The organism is Nocardiopsis sp. TRM 82005 (assembly GCF_056312425.1).
Map to the genome: position 1 here is coordinate 269,106 of NZ_JBWDTQ010000011.1, position 17,665 is coordinate 286,770.

Sequence of the window (17,665 nt, forward strand, 5' to 3'; positions counted from 1 at the left end):
ACCACCGCGTTCTTAGCGGTAGTTGACGTACTGGAGGGCCAGGTCGAAGTCCTTCTCCTTGATGAGGTTCTGGACCACCTGGAGGTCGTCCTTCTTCTTGGAGCTGACGCGCAGCTCGTCGCCCTGGATCTGGGCCTTGACGCCCTTGGGCCCCTCGTCACGGATCAGCTTGGAGATCTTCTTGGCGTCCTCGGAGCTGATGCCCTCCTTGAGGCTGACAGGAAGGCGGTACTCCTTGCCGGAGGGCCGGGGCTCGTCGGCGGGATCCAGGATCTTCAGGGAGAGCTTGCGCTTGATCAGCTTCTCCTTGAAGACCTCCATGGCGGCGTTGACCCGCTCCTCGGAGTTGCCCTTGATCTCGACCCCGTCATCGCCCTGCCAGGAGATGGTGGTTCCGGTGCCCTTGAAGTCGAACCGCTGGGCCAACTCCTTGCCGGTCTGGTTCAGGGCGTTGTCGACCTCCTGACGGTCGAGTTTGGACACGACGTCGAAACTGGATTCGGCGGCCACGTTCGCTCACACCCCGCTAGTCATCATGGGTCGCGGACGCCCGGGGACGCCCGCGTGGGTCTCGTCGGCCCGCGCCGGACCCCGGTGCGGGCAGGACTTCTGAGCTTAGCCGCGCCCCGCCCCGGCCGCCGAAGTCCCTGCCCAGGGCGCGCCCGAGCGAGCGATTTCAGGTTCGGGCGGATCATCCGCTAGTCTTGGTTGTGCGCCGCGACGAACAAGTCGCCGCACCCCAGGCAGGTTGCCCGAGCGGCCAATGGGAGCGGACTGTAAATCCGTCGGCTTTGCCTTCCAAGGTTCGAATCCTTGACCTGCCACACTGGGAAGAGGCCCCGGTGACCAGCCCACACGCTGGCCACCGGGGCCTTTCGCGTTCCCGGTCGTTCGCGGCTGTCCTCGGACCACTTCAGGTCGGTGTACTCGCACGCGAGGTCGAGGAACGTCACCGCACCGCCGCAGAACCCCCTCGGACCGAGAGCCGCGGCGGCTCTCGGTCCGACCCTGGAGGACATCGATCTGACTTCCCTAGGATTGAGAGCAGTGCTCTTGCGATATGGGCGGCGGGGCGCGGACGCCAGCGATCGGCTGCGTCAACCAGAGTCTCCGGCGCCTGGCCGCCCCCTGTTCTCGTCGGGGTCCGGTCGCCACTGGTCGGGCAACGTGACCACGCCTGGTTCTCCGCGGTCGATCGCTTCGAGCAGCTTGGCAGGGCATGTCCCTGAGGCCCCTCCGAAGTTCACGTCCCCGCCGGTGAACGCGGCCTCGATGAAGTTCACGTCCCCGCCGGTGAACGCGGCTCCTCTGAAGTTCACGTTCCCGCCGGTGAACCGAGACCGGGACAGGTCGCCGCCGTCGAAGACGACACCGGTGAAGTCGAAGTTCTTGCCGCGCCAGCGGGTGGGCTCGCGTAGGTGGTTGCCGATGATCCGGATGATGGTGTGACGCACCTCACGGAAGGAGGTGAACTCCAGTTCGCGCTCGCGGTGCTCCTCGCGCCGAACATGGGAAGCATTCTTCGGAAGTGGTTCGGGTGCGGGGGTGTAGGGCATGCGCAGGTAGGCGCACAGCACGTCGATCACCATCTGCACCTCCTCCTCGGAGGGGGCGTCATCGGCTAGGTGGGCCAGAGCGTGGACGGCGCCCAAGCGTACGGCCGCATGCTCGCTGCCCAGTTCTGTGTAGGCGGCGGTGAATCGCTCGTTGAACAGTTTGGTGACCTCCCGCTGCTCCCCCGGCCTCGGTGGTGCGCTGGCGCCGGTAGGCGATCACCAGCAGTGCCACACCGCCTAGGCCCGCGACGATCGCGAACGCGCGGGTGGTGATCGCTTCCAGGTGCCGGGGGGCCAGATCCGTGGGAGGCTTCCATCCGGGGGAGTCCAACAGGAGCCAGGCCAGTCCGGTCAGGGCCGCGACCGCGACCGCGGCCACCAGCCAGGCAAGCAGGATCAACCAGACGAGCCGGACTGGTGGGGTGCGCTTCCAATTCGAGCCCACCACTCCAGCGGCCAGTACCAGGGCGCCCGCCCCGAAGAGCACCAGGCGCCAGGTCTGCCAGTCGGTGAGGCCCAGGAAGTCCCATGCCGTGATGGCCACAGGCCATGCCGCGACCGTGGCGCAGAGCCCGCCCACGATGATCCCGCCCCAGCTGAGTGCGCGGCTGTGGCCGTCGGCCCATGTGACGGTCCGGACCTTGCGCTCCTGAAGTCGTTCCCGCCACAGGGGACTTTCAGGTGGGGGAGCAGAGGTCATGGGGTGACCGTAGCGAGCACGGCTCTCGATGCGGGTTCTTGACCGTATCCGGTCATCTGGAGCCTCGCTGGCGCACGCTTCGGGCAGTCTTCGGAGGTTCCGAACCGAGGTGCGCGACGCAGAAGGGTTCAAGACCAGAGACTGACTGTCTGAGGTGCTCGCTGACGGCGGAACACGGTGCCTCTGGCGTGATCCGCCACGGGACGTCAAGCCGCCCTCAGAGGCCGTCTGGGCGGCTCTGCTGCGACCACGGTGGAACATCGCGCTTGGAACACCTGCCGAACTGGCCGTTGGTGCAGGACAGGGGCAGGGCGGCCCACAGCGGGAGATCTCTGTGAATCCGTCGGCTTTGCCTTCCAAGGTTCGAATCCTTGTCCTGCCCCACTGGGAAACGAGGCCCCGGCGCCATGAGGTGCCGGGGCCTCGCCTTGTTCGGGACCGTCGCACGGCGGGAGCCGGACACGCCCCAAGCTGGAGTGACCTACGTCATAGTCGCGGCGACTGGCGGGGAAGGCGACGCTGTTCCGGTCCTGGGGCGGACACCCCCAGGATTCGGATGATCGCGGATGTGTCGCGTTTTGGATACGGGCGGGTAACGCCGTTTTTTCTGTCAGGCGGCGGGAAGCCGGCGGTTGGGGTGTGCGGCCCCAGGAGCGCTGAGCTGCGGGTTCACCCTTTCTCCGGGCCGTCCTGGAGATGAGGGTCAGTCGCGAGTATGCGAGTAGCTGGCGATATGCCCGTTTCGACGTTCAGGCACCATCTTGTACGTGGGTCAGTCCTTTGTGTGAGTCGAGCAGAAGCATATCCAATATATCCATTTGTGGATGGCGCGAAAAGAATTCTTGCGACAATCTGGACAAATTGCTTCCCGAGTTTCGGCGTTGACAAAAACCGGGGGGGCGGATGATGATTGCTCCAGTCCACCGCGACACAGGTGCAAGAAGCGCCTGCGTCTTTTTCTGTCAATGCCTCGTAACTGTTTCTCGGGGGAAACATGATCAAGAAGATGGCCGCTGCTGGCCTGGTCGCCGGTGCCGCGATGGGCGCGCTCCTCATGGGCGCTCCCGCTCACGCTCACGCTTCGCACGGTGGTGACCAGCAGTTCAACCAGAACTTGCAGCTGGTTCCGATCCAGTCCTGCAACCTGGAAGCCAGCGTCGGCCTGGTCGCTGTCAACATCCCGATCCTGTCGCCGCAGACCACCGGTGACTGCGTGAACGGCCCTGTCGGCACCAACATCAGCTAGTTCCGGCAATCCGTCCGACCGAGACAATATCTCAATTTATTTCGAAGGGTAATTCAATGCTGCGTAAGCTCGGTGTTGCCGGCCTCGTCGCTGGTGCTGCTTTCGGTGTCGTTCTCGCCGGTTCCCCGGCCTCCGCCGGTTCGTCGTCCCACGGCGGTGACCAGCAGTACAACCAGAACCTTCAGGCCGTTCCCGTGCAGCTGTGCAACACGGAGGCCGTCGTCGGCCTGGTCGCTGTCAACGTGCCGGTCCTGTCGCCGCAGACCACCGGCGACTGCGTGAACGGCCCCATCAGCACCAACATCGAATAGGGGACGGCATGCTGCGCAAGCTCACCTCTGCCGCCGCCGTCGCCGGGATCGCCCTGGGCGCCATCCTGACGGCCACGCCCGCCTCTGCCGGTTCGTCGTCCCACGGCGGTGACCAGCAGTACAACCAGAACCTTCAGGCCGTTCCCGTGCAGCTCTGCAACACCGAGCTGGTCGTGGGCCTCCTGGCGGGCGTCAACGTGCCGGTCCTGTCGCCGCAGACCACCGGCGACTGCGTCAACGGCCCCATCAGCACCAACATCGAATAGGGGACGGCATGCTGCGCAAGCTCACAGCGGCCGCCGCGATCGCCGGTGTCGCCCTGGGCGCGATGCTAGCCGCCTCGCCCGCCTCCGCTTCGCACGGCGGTGACCAGCAGTTCAACCAGAACTTGCAGCTGGTTCCCGTTCAGCTCTGCAACACCGAGCTGGCTGTGGGCGTGGCCGCTGTCAACATCCCGATCCTGTCGCCGCAGACCACGGGTGACTGCATCAACGGACCCGCGAGCACCAACGTCGACTAAGACCGCTCCGGCGGCCACGAGGACGACAACGGCCACGGTTACTGACCACCTCCGGGTGGCGGGGCCCCTGCTCCCGCAGTGATCGAACACGCGGTCCGTCGAGGCCCCCCGGCATCCTGCCGGGGGGCCTCGCTGCGGTCGGACACAGGGGGGTGCACACCGCCCGGTGCCCGCTGGGCACACGGGCACATGGGGCCATGAAGCGCGGGTAGACGGATTCGGGCCCCGAACCCCGGGTCCGCAAGGGGAACCAGCGATCCGGAGAGAACGACGGAGGAGAGAGACCAGATGAGGCGCACGATCCTGACCGGAGCGGCACTGCTGTTGGCGATCACCGCATGCGGAGAGCAGGTGACCACGCCCGACGTGCCCGAGGGAGAGACCGAGCAGAGCCCGGAAGGCCAGGGGGACAGCCCCGAGGCGACCGGTCCGGAGGGCCAGTCCAGCCCTGAGGGCCAGTCCAGCCCTGAGGGCCACTCCAGCCCGGAGGAGCAGGACGGATCGGAAGGGGGCACGCAGGGCGAGGGCCCCCAGGTCCACAACCGGTACGGAGACGAGAGCGGCTTCGACGACCAGCGTCCCACCGACTACGTCGCCACCGAGTTCACCACCTTCTCCGACATGGAGTGGGAGGAGTGGTCGGACCAGGTCGCACGGGGCGAGGGGGAGGTCTCGGGGACCTGGTGCATGGACCAGGGCTGCCAGAACGACCCCTACGACGTCGAGGTCGAACTGGGGGACCCGGTGGAGGTCGACGGCACCACGTACTTCTCCACCTACACGATCACCGACCACGAGGACATGCCGGAGGAGATGCGCCAAGCGGTGGAGGACGCCGACGGCGGACGTCTGTCGGTGCCGGCCTCGGAGTGAGCCAGGACACGGTGGCGGGTCCGGGATCCGGCGGTGCTCGGAGAAGGTGAGGTTCACCTCCGCCGCGACCCCAGAATCATGCCAAAGTTCCTCAAAAGAACATAATGCCTGATCAGATCGGGTGACATGGCCCTCTTGTCGGGGCCAGGTGGTGCCGAAACGGGCGTGGCGTGCCCGAGAGGTCTCTAGTCTGCTGAGTTGTGGGACTCAACCAGCGGACGGACGACCGCGCGGACGACGTACAAGGCACCGGAGGGAGATCGGCGCCACGGCACGGCCGCGCCGCTCTGCTACGCCTGGCCACCTGGTTCGAGGAGGCGGGGCCCGACCGGGCCGACGCCCTCGCCACCGCCGCCTACGCACTGCACCCCGCCCTCCACCTGGAGGGACGCGCGGACGAGGGCGTCGCCGCCACCACCAGCTGGTGGCAGGCTGCCCCTGACCGCAGCACCGTCATCGAGCGCCCCGGTACCCGGCTGCCCGAACCGGTCCGTGACCACCGCGCCCAGCAGGCACGCCTGCGCGACGCGGCCGAGTCCTCCGCCCACTGGCGCCGCGCCGGTGCCGCACAGATCCGCGCACTGCTCACCGAGCCCACCGGCCACCGCGCCCGCCTGGACCTGTCCGGTGCCGGGACGGAGGTCCTCATGGAACTCCTCACCGCGGCGCTCGGCTCCGGAGACGCGAGTCGACGGCCCGTTTCGGCCGGGGACCTGGAGTTCGCGCTACGCCTGCACGTCATCCCCTCTCCGGGGGCCGAGGTCACCATCCAGGGTGAGGGCGGCGAGCTGTCCCTGGAAGGGCTGCGCCTGTGCGTCACCCCCTACGGGCAGCACACCGTCGAGGACGGCCCGGCGGACGCCGAGGACGGCCCCGTGGACGCTCTCTCGGATGTTCCTTCGGGCGGCCCCTCGGACGAGGCTCCCGGAACGGACGCACCGGACGAGCCACCTGGCCCTTCCGCCTCCGACCCTTCGGGGAGGCAGGACGTCCCAGCGGACCCGGCTCACCCCGAGGACACCGCGGACCCGGCTCACCCCGAGGACACCGCGGACCCGCTCCGCCCGGAGGCTCCGGTGGAGCCGGACGGCCCGGAGGGGCCGCCCGATTCGGCAGAGCCGGATGGCCAGGAGGAACCCGTCGGTTCGGACAACGGGGAACCGGACACCGAAGGTTTCCCCGTGACCCCTGTCGCAGACCCCGAACTCACCGGTAACCTCCCTGGGTCGGACCCCGACACCGAGACCACGGGTCCGCTCGACCTGTCCGCGAACCGGTCCTGGACCCGAGCGTGGGGGTGATGAAGACGGACGTCTACAGCGAGGACGCCGCGCTCATCGGCGAGCGCCAGGCTGCGGCCCGCGCCCTGCTGGCGCAGCCCCTCATCACCGAACGCACCCATCCCGCGGAGTTCCCCCTCGTGCGCTCCCACGCCGAGTGGCTCATCCAGCGGTTCCAACGCGTGCTCGGCTACCGGCTGACCGTCGCCGAGGACCACGCCCGTCTGGTCAAACGCGGTTCCGCCACGGAGACGGCACGCCCCTTCACACGCACGACCGGCGTGCCCTTCACCCCGCGCACGCACACCTACCTCGCCCTGGCACTGGCGGTCCTGGTCGAGGAACACGGCCCCACCACGGTCCGGCGGCTGGCCGACCGGGTCCGCGCCGCCGCGCACGAGGCCGGGATCGACGCCGACCCCGCCCGGAGCCTCGGGGAGCGCCGCGCCTTCTGCGCCGCCCTGCGCCACCTGGCCGGACTCGGCGCCCTCACCGAGACCTCCGGCGCCATCGCCGACCACCAGGCCGACCCCACCTCCGATCCGCACCTGCTCTCGCACTTGCAGATCGCCCGCTCCGTCGCCGCCCACCTGCCCCGGGCCGCCGACGACCCGGACTCCTTCCTCGCCGCCGCCTCCGACACCGACCCTGACAGCGACCAGCAGGGCGAGACGGCCCTGCGCCGCCTTCTCGCGGAGACCGCCGTCGTCTACCGCGAGGAGCTTCCCGACCGGCAGCGCGACCGCCTCGCCGCGCACCAGTGGAGAGCCGCGGCCGCGCTCGGCAACCTCCTCGGCTGTGACGCCGAGGTCCGCGCCGAGGGCGTCGCCCTCGTGATGCCCGACGAGGCCGGGGCCCGCCCCGCCTTCCCCTCCGACGACCCGGCCGGCCAGGTGGCCCTGTCCCTGGTCCGGCACCTCTCCGGTCGCCTGCACCCCGGCCAGCCCGCCACTTCCGTCCCCGTTCCGGAGCGTGAGCTGCACGCCGCTCTGGAGGCCCTCTGCGGCGCGGACGCCCCAGCTCGGGCCATGTGGGCCCGCACCGCCGGGCCCGAGGTCCCCGACCCCGCGCGGCTGCGCGAGCAGGTGCTGGAGATGCTGGCGGAGCTCGGACTGCTGTGTGGCGCCCCCGGAGAGCGGCGGCTCACCGCCGCGGCCGCCCGGTACGGGGCCGAACCGGACGAGCGCGTCCCCCTGATCCAGGACAATGACAAACACGGCCGGACACAACCCGCCCCGACACGTGGTTCCGGTGACGACCCCGCGCCCGGCGCTCCCGCCGATCCTCACGGCGACCTGAGCCGGGTGGAGTCCGTGCTGCAAGCGGTGGCGAACGAGAAGGTGAGCGCGTCCAGTGGTGACACAGGAGACCAGCCAGGCCCCGGGGGCGGAAGCAGCGGCGGTTCCGACTGACCTCGCCGCCTCCGGCCCCCGTGCTTCCCGCGGCATCCCCCGTTACCGCCTCGAACGCGCGGGTATCCGCAACGTCTGGCAGTACGACGACCACATCCTGGACTTCGCGGAGGGGCGGCTGCTGCTGCGTGGCCGCAACGGCGCGGGCAAGTCCAAGGCCATGGAGATGCTGCTCCCGTTCCTGCTGGACGGGGACGTGCGCCGGCTGGACACCACGGGGACCAACAGGACCAGCCTGCGCTGGCTGATGGCTGAGGGCCCCCATGCGGGCAGCCTCCCCGAGTCCGAGGAGCTCGGCCCCGACCTGCTCGGCGGTCCCGACACCGGGGATGCCGGAGAGGAGGCGGCCCCGGAGGACGAGGACACCGGTCCCGCCACCCGGCTCGGCTACCTGTGGGTGGAGTTCACCACCGAGCGCGGTGAACGCGGCCTCGACGCCGTGTCCGGCGCCGAGGCCGACGCGGACCGGGAAGAACCCCGTGACCCCGACGCCCCGCCCAGCCACCTGACCCTGGGCGCCGCCGTCATGGCGGTGGGCGACTCCGACCCGCGCTGCGTGTTCTTCGTCACCGAGCGCCGGGTCGGCCACGACCTCGAACTGGTCACCGACGGCCGCCCCAAACCCGTGGACCGCCTCCGTTCGGAGATCGGCGCCGAGAACTGTTTCACCAGCGCCATCCCCTACCGCGCCAGGGTGATGCGCGACCTGTTCGGCATCGACGACTCCGTCCGCTACCGCAACCTCATCCACCTGCTCTACCGGTTGCGCCGCCCCACCATCGGCGACCGCCTGGAGGCCGGCGAACTCGTCGGGGTCCTGTCCGAGGCGCTTCCGCCCATGGACGAGTCCGTCCTGGACGAGGTCGCCCGCAACATCGCCGACCTGGAGCAGGCCCGCTCCGACAAGGACGCCCTCGCCGAGGCCCGGACGGGCGTTACCGCATTCCTGGAGGACTACCGGGACTACCTGGTCCACACACTGCGCGCACGGGTAGCCGAGGTACGCGAGCAGGTCGACGCCGCCGCGCACCGCACGGTGGAGACCGAGCGGTTGCAGTCCGAACTCGACCGCCTCATCACGGCGGAGAGCCAGATCTCCGAGGAACGCGACCAGGCCCGCCGCACCCGTGACACCGCACAGGCCGACGAGGGGACCCTCGCCACCGCCCAGAGCGGTGCCGCCACGGCCACGGGCAACGAGCGCCGCGCCTACGACGCCGCCGTGGGCGCCTACATCCGTGCGGCCGAGGCCGCCTGGGTCGCCGCCGAGCACGCCGAGCGGGTGGAGCGGCACGCCGTCGAGCGGCTGGGCGAGGACACCGGCACGATCGAGCGTGCACTGGACGTGCTGCGCCAGACCCACGCCGAGGCCTCGCGCGCGGCCGCCGCCGCGGGGATCGACCATGACGGCCTCGGCGCCGTCCCGGACCCGGTGCCCGCCGTCCACGCGCCGCGTGAGAGCACCACGCGGGTGGACCTGCAAGGGCTGGAGCAGGCCGTCGAGCGCGAGCCCGTGGAGGGCATCGACCTGGACGCCCTGCGCGACGCTCTCGGACGCCTCCACGACCGGCTCACAGGGTCCGCCGACCGCGCCGCGGACCGGGCCGACCTGGCCACCCACCTGACCGGACTCACGGCCGCCGAGGCCGAGGCCGACCGCCGCCTGGTCGCCCTGACGAGTGAGGCCGAGGGCGCCGACGCCGCGCTCGAACAGGCCCACGCGCGCGAGCAGGACGCCATCGGCGGAGTGCGGCGGGAGAGCGCCGCCTACGCGGAGGGCGTCCGGTCATGGGCGGCCCGGCTGCGGGACTCCAGCCACGCGCACGCCCTGGGCGAGGCCATCCATGAGTTGGAGGGCAGCGTCGAACTGCCCATCAGCGACTCCCTGCGCGTCCTGGACCCGGACGTGCCCGCCACCGTCGCTCGCCTCGCGCACGCCGCCGTGGACCCTCTGCTGGAGGAACTGCGGGCCCGCCGGGACGTGGCAGTGGGGGAGGAGGGCCAGCTCTCCGACGAACTCGCCGAGCTGGCGGAGCGGCGGACGAGGAACGCCGAACACGCCCCCGAGCGCCCGGGTTGGGCCACCCGTCCGCGACCCGCCGGAGAGGGTGCCCCGCTGTACCTGGCGGTGGACTTCGCGGAAGGGCTCAGCACGCGCGAGCAAGCCGGGTTGGAAGCCGCGCTGGAGGCCAGCGGGCTGCTGGCCGGGTGGGTGCGCGCCGACGGCGCCTTGCAGGACCCGACGACGCGTGACCTGGTGGTCTCCCCGGTGCCTCTCCCGGCGCTGTCGAGGCCGTTCCGGGGGCGGACGCTGCTCGACGTCCTCGTGCCGGCCACCGCCTCAGACCCCGGGGCCGGCCGTACCGTCGACCAGGACGGCCTGCGGTCCCTGCTGTCCTCCATAGCGCTGTACTCGGACGCTGAGATGGAGCGGGCCAGGGGCGAGGACACCGAGAACGACGCCAGGCACCGCCGGGACGGACAGGCCGCTCCGGACGCCGAGCCCAGGCACCGCCGGGGCGGCCAGGGCACCGTCGCCCTGTCCAGCGCCGTGTCCCTCTCCGGGAGCTGGCGCCTGGGCGTCGCCTCCGGCGCCCACCACAAGAGCGAGCCCGAGTACATCGGCGAGGCCGCCCGCAAGCGCGCCCGCGACCGCAAGTCCGCCAACACCGAACGCCGCATGGCGATCGCCGAGGCCCTGCTCGCAGAGGCGGGCGAACGCCGCTGGGCGGTCGAGCACTCCTACGCCGAGCTTCTGGAGGTCTCCCGCGACCTGCCCGGCCCGGCCTCGCTGATCCGCGCCTGGGCCACTCTGGAAGTCGCCCGCGGGGACGTGGCCGCCGCCCGCCGCGTGCACGACGTGGCGCGCGACGCCGCGGAGTCCTGCCGGGCGGAACTGCTCGACATCCGGGCGAAACTGCGCGCCTCCGCGGCGGTGGGCGGTGCCGGAGAGGCCGAAGGCTCCCCGCGGGAGCAGGACCTGCCCACCTCACGCGCTGACCTGGACAGCGCCCTACGCGCCCTCGACCACCTGCGTGTGCTCATCGCCTCGGCGCTGCGGGACCTGGACGTGCTGGCCTGGGAGCTGGCCGACCACGAGACCCATGTCACCGCATGGCGGGACGCGCGGGCCGACCGGGTGCTCGCCGAGGACGCCCGGGCCGCGGCCATCGACGACATGATCACCGTCCGCCGCCAGATCGAGCTCGGCGACCGGGCGCGGGGCGTGGCCCCCGAGCAGCTCGAAACCGCGCGTGACCAGGTCAGGGCCAGGGCCGAGGAGGCCGCCCAGCGGTTGCCCGAACTCGAACGAGACGCCCAGCGGTCCCGCGACGAGCGGGTCAGCGCGGAGGCGCGCCTGGTCATGGCGACGCAGGAGAGGACCGAGCAGGTGCGTCGCGCGCTCGCGGCGGGGGACGGGTTGGTCTCGACCGTCACCGCGGAGGCCGCTGACGGAGCGGCCGGCACCGGTGTCCCCGACGGTGTGCTGCTGAGGGCCGCCGGTCTGGCGGCCTGCGCCGGAGAGGACGCACCCCTGGCCGCCTACCTCGCTGCCCGTGGCGAGGCCGCCCTCGCCGGGCCGGACGCCCGACTCGTCTCGCTGGAGGCCTTCGTCGACCAGATAGAGGAGGGCCTCGCCGCTCACGGGGGCGGCGCGGAGATCGACGACAGCGCTATCCTGAGCAGCCGCGAGGACCTCAACCGGCTGCTCACCTCGGCGGGTTGGGCGCAGATCCGCACCGAGATGAGCGAGTCCCGGGGGATCAAGCGCCTCACCGTGCACGACGAGGAGGGCGCCCACGACGTCACCGACTACGCCGAGCGGGTCTCGACCGCCGTCACCGAGGCCGAGGAGAGCGTCGCGATCGCGGAGGAGGAAGCCTTCGAGCGGCACCTGCTGGGCGAGTTGGCCGGGCACCTGGCCCGTCAGATCGACGAGGCCCGGGCCCTCATCGCGACGATGAACGACGTCCTCAAGGACGTCACCACCTCGGCCGGGCTCGGCGTGCGCCTGGACTGGCAGCTGGCCCCCGACGCGGGCGCGGACGTGGAGGCGGTCGTGCCGCTCCTGGCCACGCCCTCCGAGGAGCGCACCCGTGTGCAGACCACGCGACTCCGGGACGCGCTACGGCGCTGTATCGAGGCGATCCGCCGCCTGGACCCCACGGCCACGGGCGGCGCGCAGCTGCGCGCCGCGCTGGACTACAGGTCCTGGTTCACGTTCACCGTGTACGTGACCGACGCCTCGGGTGACGAGCGGCGCCTGGGGCACCGCACGGCGCTCAGCCAGGGCGAGCAGCGGGTGGTGGCCTACCTGGTGCTGTTCGCGGCCGCCGCCGCGCACTTCGACGCCCTCGCGGCGCGCGTGCCGTGGGCACCGAGGCTGATCCTGCTCGACGACGCCTTCGCCAAGGTCGACGAACCCACGCACGGGCGGCTGCTGGGCCTGCTGGTGGAACTGGACCTGGACTTCGTCCTGACGTCGGAACGGGTGTGGGGCTGCTTCGCCAGTGTGCCGAGTCTGAACATCTACGAGTGTCTGAGGGACCCGAACGTGCCCGGCATCGCGACACTGCACTTCACGTGGGACGGGAGCAGAAGGCGCCTCGTCGGCGTCTGAGGGTCCCCTGCTCGGCCGTCACGCCGGTGGCACCCGGTTGTCGGGCCGGATGACGAGCGCGGTGGGAACCGGTGTGGTGTCGTGGGTCTCGGGACGGGGGATCCGCCGCCGGATGAAGAGCGTTCGGCGAGCACTTCCTCCCGGGCTGTCCTAGTCTGCTTGTGCAGGAACAACACAGGAGCGGGGTGACGAAGGTGACTCGGGTACCCGAGACGTTCGAGGGCGGGACGGCGCTCCTGGACGCTCTGACGCGCTCCGGGCTCCCCCGCGAGGTCCGCTCATGGGTCACGGCGGCCCTGTGGGGCGAGGACGCGCTCACGGCCCGCCTGAACGGCGAGCGGGTACAGGAGCCGGAGCCGGAGTCGGAGCCGACGGCCCCGGGCAGGGTCCGGCGGTCCTATCTGACGGGGATCAGGGTCCAGGGCTTTCGCGGGATCGGCCGTCCGGCCGAGCTCACCTTCGGGTCCGGTCCCGGCCTCACGGTGATCGTGGGCCGCAACGGATCGGGCAAGTCGAGCTTCGCCGAGGCCGCGGAGGCCGCCCTCACCGGGCGCAACCCCCGGTGGGACGCGATGCCCACCGGGTGGCGCGACGGCTGGCGCAACCTGCACTATGACGAGCGCACCGAGGCGGCCGTGGACATCCGCATCGCCGGGGACGAGGGGCCCACCCGGATCAGCCGCAGGTGGACGGGTGAGAGCGTTCGCTCGGCGCGCGGCGAGGTCGTCCGCCCGGACGGCGAGGTCTCGCCGCTCCGGACGCTGGAGTGGGGCGAGAACCTCGTGCGCTACCGGCCCTTCCTGTCCTACGACGAGCTCGGCCGCACGGTGAGCGGGCGCTCCGCCGAGCTGTACGACACGCTGACCGCTCTGCTGGGGCTGAGCGGCCTGGCGGAGGCCGAGCGCCGACTGGCCAAGGTGTGCGACGGACTCGTCAAACGCCGCGACCGGCCCTCGCGTGAACTCCGTCACCTGCTCGACGCGCTCCGGGAGTCCGACGACCCCCGGGCCGCCCAGGCCGTGAGCCTCCTGACGTCCTCCTATTTCGACATGGACGCCCTGCGCAGGATCGCCGCCGACGACGGACCCAGGGATCCTGACACGCACGTGGTCCTGCGCCGCCTGCGGCGGCTGGCGGTGCCCGAACGGGCACTGATGTCCGACGTGGTCAACGAACTGCGCGGCGCGGCCATGGAGCTCGCCATGGCCGCGGGCAGCAAGGGCGACCGCGCCCACGGAGTGGTCCGGCTCCTGGAGCAGGCCCTCGAACACCATCAGCGCCATCCCACGGACACCGAGTGCCCCACGTGTTCCGCGCCCCTGGGAGCGGATTGGGCGCGCCGGGCCAACGCCCAGCTGCGGACGCTCCGGCCGCAGGCGGCCGTCGTCGCGGCCGCCTACGAGCGCGCTGACGCGGCCAAGGACCAGGCCCGCTTCCTGATGTCCCCGGCGCCGGGATGGCTGCCCCCGGAGAGCGAGCTGGGCCAGGTGTGGGCGCTGTGGGAGTCCGGCGCGGACATCACCGACCTGGGAGAGCTGGCCGAGCACATCGAGGTGGTCGGCCGCAAACTGCGGGCGGCCGCGGTGAGCGCCCGCCGCGACGCCAGTGAGCGGTTGGAGGACCCCACCGGCGGCTGGGCGGAGCTTGCCGGGCAGCTTTCGGGGTGGCTGGACGATGCCCAGGGCGCCATCGAGGCACGGGACACGCTGAACGCGGCCGAGGCCGCGCTGAACTGGCTGTCGGAGCAGGCGCGGGCCCTGCGGGCGGAGCGGCTGGGCCCGGTCGCCACACAGGCCGAGCAGGTCTGGTACCGGCTGCGCCAGGAACGCCACATCGACCTCCAGGGCATGCGGCTGACAGGCCGGGGCGTCCGCCGCAGGGTCGAGGTGGACGTGGCGGTCGACGGCGTCGAGGACCAGACCAGTGCGCCCGGGCTGCTGAGCCAGGGCGAGTTCCAGGCGCTGGCGCTGTCCATCTGCCTGCCGCGTACGCTGCTGGAGGGCAATCCGTTCGGCTTCCTGGTACTGGACGACCCGGTCCAGGCGATGGACACCGAGACCGTGGAGGGCCTGGCCTCGGTGCTGGCTGAGGTGGGCAGGCACCGGCAGCTGATCGTGTTCACACACGACACCCGTCTGTCCGATGCTCTGCGCAGGCTCGGCTTGCCAGCGGATATCCGCACGATCAACCGGGACGCCATGTCCAACGTGTGGGTCTCCGAGGGCGCGGCCTGAGTCACACTGGGTCGGGGAAAGCGCCTGTGACCAGGGGTTTCGCCGTCAGGACACGGGCTCGGGGCATTCGATTTGGCAGAGCACCCCCAAACCCCTGTATAGTCATAACCAGCGCAAGGGGGCAACGCCCCCGGGGCGGACGAGAGAAAGCCCCAGCAGCGCGCCCCTTTAGCTCAGTCGGCAGAGCGTCTCCATGGTAAGGAGAAGGTCTACGGTTCGATTCCGTAAAGGGGCTCCACCACTTGATGAGGTCCGGTCCACTCGGGTGGGTGGCCGGCGGAGGATCTGCCGGCCTGAACCGGGAGCTTTCCATGTGAGGAGGGCTTCCGTTGATCGGGGCGGGGTAGCTCAGTCGGTAGAGCAAGCGGCTCATAATCGCTGTGTCGTCGGTTCAAGTCCGGCCCCCGCTACCACCCGCTGACCCCTGAGTCACGTTTCTCAGGGGTCGTCGCGGGCGTTTTGTACTGTTTCCAGCGAGAAAGGCACTCCGACGTGGCTGCCACAGATGTGAGGCCGAAGATCACCCTGGCCTGCCAGGAGTGCAAGCACCGTAACTACATCACCCGCAAGAACCGTCGGAACACCCCCGACCGTCTCGCGATCAAGAAGTTCTGCCCGAACTGCCGCAAGCACAACGAGCACCGCGAGACCCGCTAGTCCTCGGCGAGCGCCCTTTTCGAGTGCGATCGTCTCTGAGTGCGACGGCGCAGAGGCAGTTCTCGTGAACTTCCGGCCCGGTGAGCGATCCGCTCACCGGGCCGTTCGCGTGTCCGGGTCCTTTCACGACAGGAGAGAGCGTGGCGATCAACCCTGACTACCTCGGCCGGGAGTATCCCGCGCCGGAGGCCTATGAGGTGACCCGGGGCAAGGTCCGGGAGTTCGCCGATGCGGTCAACGACCCCAACCCGGTCTACTCCGACCCGGCCGCGGCCCGGGACGCCGGGTACCCCGACGTGGTCGCGCCGCCCACCTTCCCCGTGATCCTCGGCATGGCGGGTTCGGCCCAGGCCATCGCCGACCCCGAGCTGGGCGTGGACTTCTCCCGGGTCGTGCACGGCGACCAGAGCTTTCACTACAGCCGTCCGCTGCACGCCGGCGACCTCCTCAGCAGTGTCACCCGCATCACGGGCATCAAGTCCCTAGGCGGCAACGAACTGCTCACCCTGGAGACCGTGGCCGACGACGCCGACGGCGAGCACGTGGTCACCACCACGATGATGCTCGTCGTGCGGGGAGGAGAGGAATGAGCAGGCTGCGCCACGCCGACGTCGAGGTCGGCACCGAGCTGCCCGAACGGACCTTCCCGGTCCGCCGCCTGGACCTGATCCGCTACGCGGGCGCCTCGGGCGACTTCAACCCGATCCACTGGAACGAGCGCTTCGCCAAGTCGGTGGGCCTGCCCGACGTGATCGCGCACGGCATGTTCACCATGGCTGAAGCCGCTCGGGTGCTCACCGACTGGACGGGCGACCCGGGCTGCGTCGTCGACTACTCGGTGCGCTTCTCCGCACCCGTGGTGGTCCCGGACGACGACGAGGGCGCCGAGATCACGGTCGGGGGCAAGGTCGGGGCCAAGAACGACGACGGCACCGTCAGCGTGCTGCTGACCGCCCGTTCCGGTGGCGCCAAGGTCCTGGTGCGGTCCAAGGCCACCGTGCGCCTGGCGAGGTAGACCGTGACCACGCTCTCCGAGTACACCACCCTGCGCCTGGGCGGCCCGGCCAGGGAGTTCCGCGCGGCCGCCAACACCGAGGAGCTGGTCACCGCCGTGGCCGCGGCCGACGCGTCCGGTGAACCCGTCCTCGTCCTGGGCGGCGGCAGCAACCTCGTGGTCTCCGACGCCGGGTTCCCCGGGACCGTGGTCCTGGTGGACTCCCAGGAGACCTCCTTCGAGGAGACGGGCGTCGACGATACGGGCGAGTCCGTCGTGCTGGTGCGCGCCGACGCGGGAGTGGAGTGGGACCCGCTGGTGGAGCGCGTCGTCGCCGAGGGCCTCAGCGGCGTGGAGTTCCTGTCGGGCATCCCCGGCCGGGTCGGCTCCACCCCCATCCAGAACGTGGGCGCCTACGGCCAGGACGTCAGCCAGACCATCCGCGAGGTGCTCGTCCACGACCGGCGCACCGGTGAGCGGCGCCGGATGACCAACGCCGAGTGCGGCTTCACCTATCGGAACAGCGTCTTCAAGGGCGACGACCGCTACGTGGTGTGCGAGGTGACCTTCGCCCTGCACCGCTCCAAGCTCAGCCGCCCGGTCGCCTACGCCGAGGTGGCCCGCACCCTGGAGACCGAGGCGGGGGCCCGCGTGCCGCTGGAGCGGGCGCGGGAGACCGTCCTGGGCCTGCGCAGGGGCAAGGGCATGGTCCTGGACCCCGACGACCCGGACACCCGCAGTGCCGGATCGTTCTTCACCAATCCGGTGGTCACCGCGGAGGAGCTCGAGGCCGTGCGCGAGCGGGCCGCCGACCGCCTCGGTGCCGACGTGGAGGTGCCCGGCCACCCCGACGGCCTGGGAAACGTCAAGCTGTCCGCGGCCTGGCTGATCGACCGGGCCGGGTTCGCCAAGGGGTACGGGGCCGGGCCCGCCCGCATCTCCGGCAAGCACACCCTGGCGCTGACCAATCCCGACGGGGCCACCACGGAGGACCTGCTGGACCTGGCCCGTGAGGTGCGCGCGGGTGTGGAGGAGGCCTTCGGGGTCCGCCTCGTCAACGAGCCCGTGATGGTCGGCGTCACGCTCTGAACCGTTCCCAGCCGTGCCCAATTTCTGAGTTGGGCACGGCTAACTTGTTTTTCAGGGCCAGCTGATAAACAAATTCAGCAAAGCCATGAATTGCATTCCACTTCTGCTTTCCCATAAAGTCGGACGTGTCGAAGGGGAGTAGTCCCCAATGCGTACGATCGACACCCTGGCC

16 protein-coding genes and 4 tRNA genes are annotated in these 17,665 nt (G+C 70.7%); 17 read left to right on the forward strand and 3 right to left on the reverse strand.

Going from position 1 to position 17,665, the window contains the following annotated elements; translation table 11 throughout:
- Positions 1–12 precede the first annotated feature (12 nt).
- A complete protein-coding gene (locus tag AC0T5L_RS08870; protein ID WP_476164912.1) occupies positions 13–510 on the reverse strand; it encodes a YajQ family cyclic di-GMP-binding protein in 498 nt (165 codons plus the stop codon).
- A gap of 232 nt (positions 511–742) precedes the next feature.
- Between AC0T5L_RS08870 and AC0T5L_RS08875 the strand changes: the two genes are divergently transcribed.
- A tRNA-Tyr gene (locus tag AC0T5L_RS08875) sits at positions 743–824 on the forward strand.
- Between the two features lie 273 nt (positions 825–1,097).
- Here AC0T5L_RS08875 and AC0T5L_RS08880 read toward each other — a convergent pair.
- Together AC0T5L_RS08880 and AC0T5L_RS08885 are read right to left on the reverse strand one after the other, a co-directional pair.
- Positions 1,098–1,652: a pentapeptide repeat-containing protein gene (locus AC0T5L_RS08880; protein WP_476164913.1), complete on the reverse strand. Its 555-nt coding sequence runs from the start codon at positions 1,650–1,652 to the stop codon at positions 1,098–1,100.
- On the reverse strand, positions 1,615–2,256 hold the full coding sequence (locus tag AC0T5L_RS08885) for a hypothetical protein (RefSeq protein ID WP_476164914.1): 642 nt from the start codon (positions 2,254–2,256) through the stop codon (positions 1,615–1,617). The genes AC0T5L_RS08880 and AC0T5L_RS08885 overlap by 38 nt, the downstream gene beginning before the upstream one ends.
- Before the next feature lie 295 nt (positions 2,257–2,551).
- On the opposite strand from AC0T5L_RS08885, the gene AC0T5L_RS08890 reads away from it, so the two are divergent.
- The 16 genes from AC0T5L_RS08890 to AC0T5L_RS08965 all read left to right on the forward strand — a co-directional run bounded on the left by AC0T5L_RS08890 (position 2,552) and on the right by AC0T5L_RS08965 (position 17,493).
- A tRNA-OTHER gene (locus tag AC0T5L_RS08890) sits at positions 2,552–2,640 on the forward strand.
- Between the two features lie 610 nt (positions 2,641–3,250).
- Positions 3,251–3,502: a hypothetical protein gene (locus tag AC0T5L_RS08895; protein ID WP_476164915.1), complete on the forward strand. Its 252-nt coding sequence runs from the start codon at positions 3,251–3,253 to the stop codon at positions 3,500–3,502.
- A gap of 56 nt (positions 3,503–3,558) precedes the next feature.
- Positions 3,559–3,813 carry a hypothetical protein gene (locus AC0T5L_RS08900; protein WP_476164916.1) on the forward strand — a complete coding sequence of 85 codons (255 nt, stop codon included), beginning with the start codon at positions 3,559–3,561 and terminating at the stop codon, positions 3,811–3,813.
- Between the two features lie 8 nt (positions 3,814–3,821).
- Positions 3,822–4,079, forward strand: a complete 258-nt coding sequence (locus AC0T5L_RS08905; protein WP_476164917.1) for a hypothetical protein — start codon at positions 3,822–3,824, stop codon at positions 4,077–4,079.
- Between the two features lie 8 nt (positions 4,080–4,087).
- Positions 4,088–4,333: a hypothetical protein gene (locus AC0T5L_RS08910; protein WP_476164918.1), complete on the forward strand. Its 246-nt coding sequence runs from the start codon at positions 4,088–4,090 to the stop codon at positions 4,331–4,333.
- A gap of 288 nt (positions 4,334–4,621) precedes the next feature.
- On the forward strand, positions 4,622–5,206 hold the full coding sequence (locus AC0T5L_RS08915) for a hypothetical protein (protein WP_476164919.1): 585 nt from the start codon (positions 4,622–4,624) through the stop codon (positions 5,204–5,206).
- Positions 5,207–5,406: 200 nt separating this feature from the next.
- Positions 5,407–6,507, forward strand: a complete 1,101-nt coding sequence (locus tag AC0T5L_RS08920) for a DUF2397 family protein (RefSeq protein WP_476164920.1) — start codon at positions 5,407–5,409, stop codon at positions 6,505–6,507.
- Entirely contained in the window at positions 6,507–7,898 is a 1,392-nt protein-coding gene (locus tag AC0T5L_RS08925) for a TIGR02678 family protein (RefSeq protein WP_476164921.1), read from the forward strand. Before AC0T5L_RS08920 ends, AC0T5L_RS08925 begins: the two co-directional genes overlap by 1 nt.
- Complete coding sequence (locus tag AC0T5L_RS08930; RefSeq protein ID WP_476164922.1) at positions 7,840–12,519, forward strand: SbcC/MukB-like Walker B domain-containing protein; 4,680 nt, start codon at positions 7,840–7,842, stop codon at positions 12,517–12,519. Before AC0T5L_RS08925 ends, AC0T5L_RS08930 begins: the two co-directional genes overlap by 59 nt.
- 194 nt (positions 12,520–12,713) lie before the next feature.
- Complete coding sequence (locus tag AC0T5L_RS08935) at positions 12,714–14,753, forward strand: ATP-binding protein (RefSeq protein WP_476164999.1); 2,040 nt, start codon at positions 12,714–12,716, stop codon at positions 14,751–14,753.
- Positions 14,754–14,915: 162 nt separating this feature from the next.
- Positions 14,916–14,991, forward strand: a tRNA-Thr gene (locus tag AC0T5L_RS08940).
- A 99-nt stretch (positions 14,992–15,090) separates the two neighbouring features.
- Positions 15,091–15,166, forward strand: a tRNA-Met gene (locus AC0T5L_RS08945).
- 79 nt (positions 15,167–15,245) lie between these two features.
- Positions 15,246–15,410 (forward strand): 50S ribosomal protein L33, encoded by a 165-nt coding sequence (gene rpmG, locus AC0T5L_RS08950; protein ID WP_077693140.1) that lies wholly within the window; start codon positions 15,246–15,248, stop codon positions 15,408–15,410.
- A 140-nt stretch (positions 15,411–15,550) separates the two neighbouring features.
- Positions 15,551–16,000: a MaoC family dehydratase N-terminal domain-containing protein gene (locus AC0T5L_RS08955; protein ID WP_476164923.1), complete on the forward strand. Its 450-nt coding sequence runs from the start codon at positions 15,551–15,553 to the stop codon at positions 15,998–16,000.
- Positions 15,997–16,425 carry a MaoC family dehydratase gene (locus AC0T5L_RS08960; protein ID WP_476164924.1) on the forward strand — a complete coding sequence of 143 codons (429 nt, stop codon included), beginning with the start codon at positions 15,997–15,999 and terminating at the stop codon, positions 16,423–16,425. Before AC0T5L_RS08955 ends, AC0T5L_RS08960 begins: the two co-directional genes overlap by 4 nt.
- A 3-nt stretch (positions 16,426–16,428) precedes the next feature.
- On the forward strand, positions 16,429–17,493 hold the full coding sequence (locus tag AC0T5L_RS08965; protein ID WP_476164925.1) for a UDP-N-acetylmuramate dehydrogenase: 1,065 nt from the start codon (positions 16,429–16,431) through the stop codon (positions 17,491–17,493).
- Positions 17,494–17,665: the final 172 nt, after the last annotated feature.

Excerpts from the sequence above, each read along its gene's own strand:
- AC0T5L_RS08885 (WP_476164914.1), bottom strand. The coding sequence starts at position 2,256 with ATGACCTCTGCTCCCCCACCTGAAAGTCCCCTGTGGCGGGAACGACTT.
- AC0T5L_RS08895 (WP_476164915.1), top strand. The coding sequence starts at position 3,251 with ATGATCAAGAAGATGGCCGCTGCTGGCCTGGTCGCCGGTGCCGCGATG.
- AC0T5L_RS08900 (WP_476164916.1), top strand. The coding sequence starts at position 3,559 with ATGCTGCGTAAGCTCGGTGTTGCCGGCCTCGTCGCTGGTGCTGCTTTC.
- AC0T5L_RS08905 (WP_476164917.1), top strand. The coding sequence starts at position 3,822 with ATGCTGCGCAAGCTCACCTCTGCCGCCGCCGTCGCCGGGATCGCCCTG.
- AC0T5L_RS08910 (WP_476164918.1), top strand. The coding sequence starts at position 4,088 with ATGCTGCGCAAGCTCACAGCGGCCGCCGCGATCGCCGGTGTCGCCCTG.
- AC0T5L_RS08915 (WP_476164919.1), top strand. The coding sequence starts at position 4,622 with ATGAGGCGCACGATCCTGACCGGAGCGGCACTGCTGTTGGCGATCACC.
- AC0T5L_RS08925 (WP_476164921.1), top strand. The coding sequence starts at position 6,507 with ATGAAGACGGACGTCTACAGCGAGGACGCCGCGCTCATCGGCGAGCGC.
- AC0T5L_RS08960 (WP_476164924.1), top strand. The coding sequence starts at position 15,997 with ATGAGCAGGCTGCGCCACGCCGACGTCGAGGTCGGCACCGAGCTGCCC.